Raw genomic sequence first — 5613 nt, 5'->3', positions numbered from 1 at the left:
TTTAAAAAACGGATTTTGATTGCATTGAACATAAAGAAAGAGAGGACGAAGTTCGTCCTCTCTAGGTGTTAGCTTTTCATCTACCCACTACAGTTGACAAAGAGCCAAATGAAATAATCGGACTACAACGTCATTATATTCGTTATCAAATTGTAAAGAAAGTTGAAAGATTTTGAAAATAATGAAAAAAAGAAAAACTCCAATAAAGAAGTTTTTCACAAGAAGATTTTTTCTAATTCTTTAGCCACACCGTCGTTTTTGTTAGAAAATTCTGTCTGTTTATCTGCAAATGGCAAAAGAACGTCATTTGCATTTTTCATAGCATAACCGACACCAGCAAAGGCTAGCATCTCTGTGTCATTGTGTTCATCTCCAAAAGCAATGAGTTGTTCAGGAGAAAAATTAAAGACATTTAATAGGTAGTTTAAAGCGTAAGCTTTGTTGACGCCTTTAGGTGAAAATTCAAGAATGTTGAGCGGACCGCCCCAAGAATCGACTTCAATATCGTTATTGAAGTGTTGGCGAATTTCTTTGGCGAGAGCGTATTTGTCCTCGTGACGTGTTTGCATAAGAAGGGCATTAGGATTTTCCGTGATTTTAGTAATATCCATGGTCATCTTGTCCGTGATTTCCTCAACCCCAAACAATTTTGGATTGACCACTTGCTGATTTTCCGCACTAATGTAGAATTTCTTGCGGTATTCGCTGGCGATAAAATCCGCTTCAATGCTCTTTTGCATATCCAAAACATCCAAAAGGTAGCGTTTGTCAATAGTGACGCTGTGTTCAAAATCCCATTTCTTTTCAGGTAAATGCGTCAAGGCACCATTGAAAGAAATCATGGGTGTGGTTAAACCAAGACGACGGTAGTGCTTAACTGCCATGCGGTAAGGTCGCCCCGTTGCAATCACAACCTTGTGCCCTTTTTCTTGAATTTTTTGGATAGTATCCACTGTGTAGTCCGAAATCGTATCATCGTGGCGCAGCAAAGTGCCATCTAAATCTAATGCAATCATTTTAGTTTTCATACTTTTTATTATAACAGAAAAGGAGGTTGGACGAAACGAAAAGCTCTTTTTGAAAATGGTGAATTTTTAGAAATGTAAGCTTTTTTAACAACATTTTAAGAAAAATTTATTATAATTTTACTATCGACAACAACTAAAACCAGAAAGAAGGGGGACGCTATGATTAAAAAAATCGGTTTTATTCATCTCTTTTTTGGGATGATTGCCTTTGGTATCTACCACTACAATTTGCAGGGACCAGATTTGGTTTGGAATATGTTTTTGGCCTTGGTGGCATTGGACTTTTCACTGGTGACGTACTATGTTCGCTTTAGAGTGGTAAAGTACGCCAGCTTATTGCTCTGGCTCTTTTTCTATCCCAATACCTTTTATATGCTAACAGATATTGTGCACATGCATTTTGCTAGTACGGTTTTGTGGGACAAGACGAGCTTGATTTTATACATGCTTTATGTGTCTAGCATTTTGTTTGGTGTTCTTTGTGGGATTGAGAGTTTTAAAAACATCATGGAAACCTTCAAGGTTAGAAATGATTACCTGCGTTTGATATTCATCGGTTTGCTTTCGTTTATTTCAAGTTTTGCCATTCACATTGGACGTTATGCAAGGCTGAATTCTTGGGATATTTTCACACGTCCTAAAACCGTTGTTGCTGAGATTCTCAATGTCGTTGGTTGGGATGCGGTGCATTTTGTCATAGGGTTTACCTTTATCCAAATTCTTTGTTTGGTCTTTTTGGATCGAAAACCTGAGAAATAATCGTTGAAAAGTGAACGATCTTTTGGTAGAATAAGGAAGTTGTTCGGAAAATAACAAAAAGCAACGCACAACTAACCTTACCAAAAGGAGAAAAACGTTCAATGGAAAAGTTTTTTAAACTTAAGGAACATGGCACTGACGTTCGTACAGAAGTTACGGCTGGTTTGACTACCTTCTTTGCCATGTCTTACATCTTATTTGTCAATCCCTCAATTCTTTCGCAAGCTGGTATGCCTGCTCAAGGTGTCTTTCTAGCGACTATTATTGGTGCGGTTGTAGGGACTTTGATGATGGCTTTTTATGCCAACCTTCCTTACGCACAAGCACCAGGAATGGGCTTGAATGCCTTCTTTACTTACACAGTTGTCTTTGCCCTTGGTTACACGTGGCAAGAAGCCTTGGCAATGGTCTTTATTTGTGGGATTATTTCCCTTATCATCACAGTAACTAAAGTTCGTAAGATGATTATCGAAGCCATTCCAGCTGTATTGAAATCAGCGATTTCGGCTGGTATTGGTATTTTCTTGGCTTACGTTGGAATTAAAAATGCTGGTTTCTTGAAATTTTCTATTGACGCTGGTACTTATACAGTATCAGGAACTGGTGCTGACAAAGGCTTGGCTTCTATTACAGCAGATGCCTCAGCAACACCAGGTTTGGTTGCTTTTAACTCACCGGCCGTCATTCTTGCTTTGATTGGCTTGGCGATTACTATTTTCTTTATCGTGAAAGGCATTCGTGGTGGCATTATCTTATCTATCGCTGCAACAACGATTGTTGGTATTTTAATGGGTGTTGTTGATTTAGGTGCTGTTAATTGGTCTGCAACTAATTTATCAGCGTCTATCAACGACTTGAAACAAATTTTCGGTGCGGCACCTGGTAGCCAAGGTCTAGGAGCGCTTTTCTCAGACCCATCACGTCTGCCTGGTGTGTTGATGGCTATCTTGGCTTTCTCATTAACAGATATTTTTGATACGATTGGAACGCTTGTCGGAACAGGTGAAAAAGTAGGTATCATCTCAGCAACTGGTGACAGCAAAGATTCTGCTGCCCTTGACCGTGCCCTTTATTCTGACTTGGTTGCGACAACCTTTGGTGCGGTTGCCGGAACATCTAACGTAACAACTTATGTGGAATCAGCGGCAGGTATCGAAGCTGGTGGTCGTACAGGTTTGACTGCCCTTGTCGTAGCGGTACTCTTTGCTATTTCAAGTTTCTTTAGTCCTTTGGTATCTATCGTTCCTACACAAGCGACAGCCCCTATCTTAATCATCGTTGGTGTGATGATGTTGTCAAACCTTAAAAACATCAAATGGGCTGACTTGGACGAAGCCATTCCTGCATTCTTTACATCTATCTTTATGGGATTCACTTACAGCATTACTTACGGTATCGCAGCTGGTTTCATCACTTACACTTTGGTTAAAGTCTTTAAAGGACAAGTTAAAGAGATTCCAGTGGTTATGTGGGTCTTGGATGCCTTGTTTGTCTTAAACTTCATTTTCTTGGCTGTCCTATAAAAAAGATTTTACAACGCTTACTTGCAAGAGTTGAAAGACTTCAGTCTTTTAGCTCTTTTTATTTTGGGGAGAAAATTCGGGTTAGGGTTGGAAGAAAAAATGTTTTTTGATATAATAGGCACATGTTTTATAGTCAAAATGAAGATGAGCTAATTGCCTATGGGAAAAAGCTTGGTCTAATGCTGCAAGCAGGGGATGTTTTGGTCCTGACTGGAGATCTCGGTGCTGGTAAGACGACCATAACCAAGGGAATAGCAAAAGGCTTGGGTATTACGCAAATGATCAAAAGCCCGACCTATACAATTGTTCGAGAGTACGATGGGCGTCTGCCCCTTTATCATTTAGATGTTTATCGTATTGGAAATGACCCAGATTCGATTGATTTGGACGATTTTTTATATGGCGATGGGGTGACCGTTATTGAATGGGGCAATTTGCTGGACTCTCAATTGCTAGATGATTATTTAGACATTCAATTAACCCCTTCTGGTGATGGACGCAAGCTTGATTTTGTAGCTCATGGTCCTAGAAGTCAGGAGTTATTGGAGGCTTTAGAAGGTGAGTGAGCAAGACCTTGTGATTGAAGAGGCGCAGGTGGAGGATGCCTCATCTTTATTAGCCTTGTTGCAAAAAGTGGTTGAGGAAACGGATTTTATTATTCAAGACAAAGCCTTGACTTTGGATGAGATGATTCGTTTTTTGGACCAGCAAAGTGAGTCCATCAACGCCATTTGTTTGGTGGCTCGACTTGGAGAAGAATTCGTAGGCGTTTTGAATATTGTCCCTTCAGACCATTCACAAGATGACTCTATCGGTGATATCTTTATCGCTGTTAAGCAAGCCTATTGGGGTTACGGCTTAGGTTCATTATTGATGGAGACGGCTCTTGACTGGGCAAAACACACGCCAATGATTCACCGTTTGGAGTTGACGGTGCAAGTGAGAAATAGCAGAGCTATTCACCTTTATGAAAAGTTTGGTTTTAGGATAGACGCTACGACGTCACGTGGCGTACAAACGAAAGATGGAGAATTTCTTGACGTCTACTTGATGAGTAGGTTGATAGACTGAAAGTAAACGAATGAAACTTAGAAAAAAAATACTGTTAATGATAACGGCTATCATTGCCACTACCCTTGTTGCTTTAGGAGTTTATGTTACCTCAGCCTTCAATTTTTCAACTAATGAGTTGGCAAAGACTTTCAAAGATTACAACACTTCAGATAGTGAAGCCATCAAGCAAACGAAACCGATTTCAATCCTCTTGATGGGGGTAGATACAGGAGATTCTGAGCGAAAATCAACTTGGCAAGGGAATAGTGACTCGATGATTTTGGTGACGATTAACCCTGAAACCAAGACAACGACCATGACCAGTTTGGAACGCGACGTTTTGGTGACTTTATCAGGACCAAAAGACAATGATATGACTGGCGTTCAGGCAAAATTGAATGCCGCTTACGCATCAGGTGGAGCTAAAATGGCTATCATGACGGTTCAGGATTTGTTGGACATTGAGATTGATAATTACATTCAAATCAATATGCAAGGTTTGGTGGACTTGGTAGATGCCGTTGGTGGTATTACGGTAACCAATAACTTTGATTTCCCGATTTCTATTGCTGAAAAAGAACCTGAATACACAGCGACCGTTGAACCTGGAACGCATAAGATTAACGGAGAACAAGCCTTGGTTTACGCTCGTATGCGTTATGATGACCCTGAAGGGGACTACGGACGTCAAAAACGCCAACGTGAAGTTATTCAAAAAGTGATGAAGAAAATTTTGGCTTTGGACAGTGTCAGCTCATACAAGAAAATCTTGTCAGCGGTCAGTGGCAATATGCAAACCAATATTGAGATTTCATCAAGTACCATCCCTAGCTTGCTTGGTTACACAGACGCTTTGAGCAATGTGGAAACTTATCAGCTTCAAGGCGAAGGCGAAATGATTAACGGTACTTTTTATGAAATTGTCAGCGCGGACCACTTGCTAGAAATTCAAAACAACATCAAAAAACAATTGGGTCAAAAAGAAAGCGACACTCTGAAAACAACGACGGTGCTTTCAGAAGACCTTTACGGAACCTATGATAGCAGTTATAGCAGCGGCTACGATACGACTTATAGCGATGGTTACAATAGTAACTATTACTATGACGATTATAGCAGTAGCACTTATAGCGACTATTATGGTAGTACGGATACCTACTCACAATCTTATAATAGTTATTCTTACTAATGTGGGACAAAAAAAGAGAGCACGAAGCTCTCTTTTTTTACCATTTGTCAAGTATATCAAC

6 protein-coding genes are annotated in these 5613 nt (G+C 40.0%); 5 read left to right on the top strand and 1 reads right to left on the bottom strand.

The window, feature by feature from the left end; translation table 11 throughout:
- Nucleotides 1–215: 215 nt before the first annotated feature.
- Complete coding sequence (locus tag B3473_RS01020) at nucleotides 216–1028, bottom strand: Cof-type HAD-IIB family hydrolase (RefSeq protein WP_154455497.1); 813 nt, start codon at nucleotides 1026–1028, stop codon at nucleotides 216–218.
- A 159-nt stretch (nucleotides 1029–1187) separates the two neighbouring features.
- Here B3473_RS01020 and B3473_RS01015 point away from each other — a divergent pair, with 159 nt between their 5' ends.
- The 5 genes from B3473_RS01015 to brpA all read left to right on the top strand — a co-directional run bounded on the left by B3473_RS01015 (nucleotide 1188) and on the right by brpA (nucleotide 5552).
- On the top strand, nucleotides 1188–1787 hold the full coding sequence (locus B3473_RS01015) for a DUF1361 domain-containing protein (RefSeq protein ID WP_154455498.1): 600 nt from the start codon (nucleotides 1188–1190) through the stop codon (nucleotides 1785–1787).
- A gap of 101 nt (nucleotides 1788–1888) precedes the next feature.
- A complete protein-coding gene (locus tag B3473_RS01010) occupies nucleotides 1889–3310 on the top strand; it encodes an NCS2 family permease (RefSeq protein WP_154455499.1) in 1422 nt (473 codons plus the stop codon).
- A gap of 122 nt (nucleotides 3311–3432) precedes the next feature.
- Nucleotides 3433–3876, top strand: a complete 444-nt coding sequence (tsaE, locus tag B3473_RS01005) for a tRNA (adenosine(37)-N6)-threonylcarbamoyltransferase complex ATPase subunit type 1 TsaE (RefSeq protein ID WP_154455500.1) — start codon at nucleotides 3433–3435, stop codon at nucleotides 3874–3876.
- Nucleotides 3869–4381, top strand: coding sequence for a GNAT family N-acetyltransferase (locus B3473_RS01000; RefSeq protein ID WP_167829332.1), 513 nt, complete (start codon nucleotides 3869–3871; stop codon nucleotides 4379–4381). Before tsaE ends, B3473_RS01000 begins: the two co-directional genes overlap by 8 nt.
- A 10-nt stretch (nucleotides 4382–4391) precedes the next feature.
- Nucleotides 4392–5552, top strand: coding sequence for a biofilm formation/cell division transcriptional regulator BrpA (brpA, locus tag B3473_RS00995; RefSeq protein WP_293650995.1), 1161 nt, complete (start codon nucleotides 4392–4394; stop codon nucleotides 5550–5552).
- Nucleotides 5553–5613: the final 61 nt, after the last annotated feature.

It is taken from the genome of Streptococcus sp. UBA632, assembly GCF_002300045.1.
Taxonomy (GTDB): Bacteria; Bacillota; Bacilli; order Lactobacillales; family Streptococcaceae; genus Streptococcus; species Streptococcus alactolyticus.
The sequence above is the reverse complement of the archived record's forward strand: the minus strand, read 5'-3'. Positions and strand labels throughout refer to the sequence as shown.

Excerpts from the sequence above, each read along its gene's own strand:
- B3473_RS01020 (WP_154455497.1), bottom strand. The coding sequence starts at position 1,028 with ATGAAAACTAAAATGATTGCATTAGATTTAGATGGCACTTTGCTGCGC.
- B3473_RS01010 (WP_154455499.1), top strand. The coding sequence starts at position 1,889 with ATGGAAAAGTTTTTTAAACTTAAGGAACATGGCACTGACGTTCGTACA.
- brpA (WP_293650995.1), top strand. The coding sequence starts at position 4,392 with ATGAAACTTAGAAAAAAAATACTGTTAATGATAACGGCTATCATTGCC.
- tsaE (WP_154455500.1), top strand. The coding sequence starts at position 3,433 with ATGTTTTATAGTCAAAATGAAGATGAGCTAATTGCCTATGGGAAAAAG.
- B3473_RS01015 (WP_154455498.1), top strand. The coding sequence starts at position 1,188 with ATGATTAAAAAAATCGGTTTTATTCATCTCTTTTTTGGGATGATTGCC.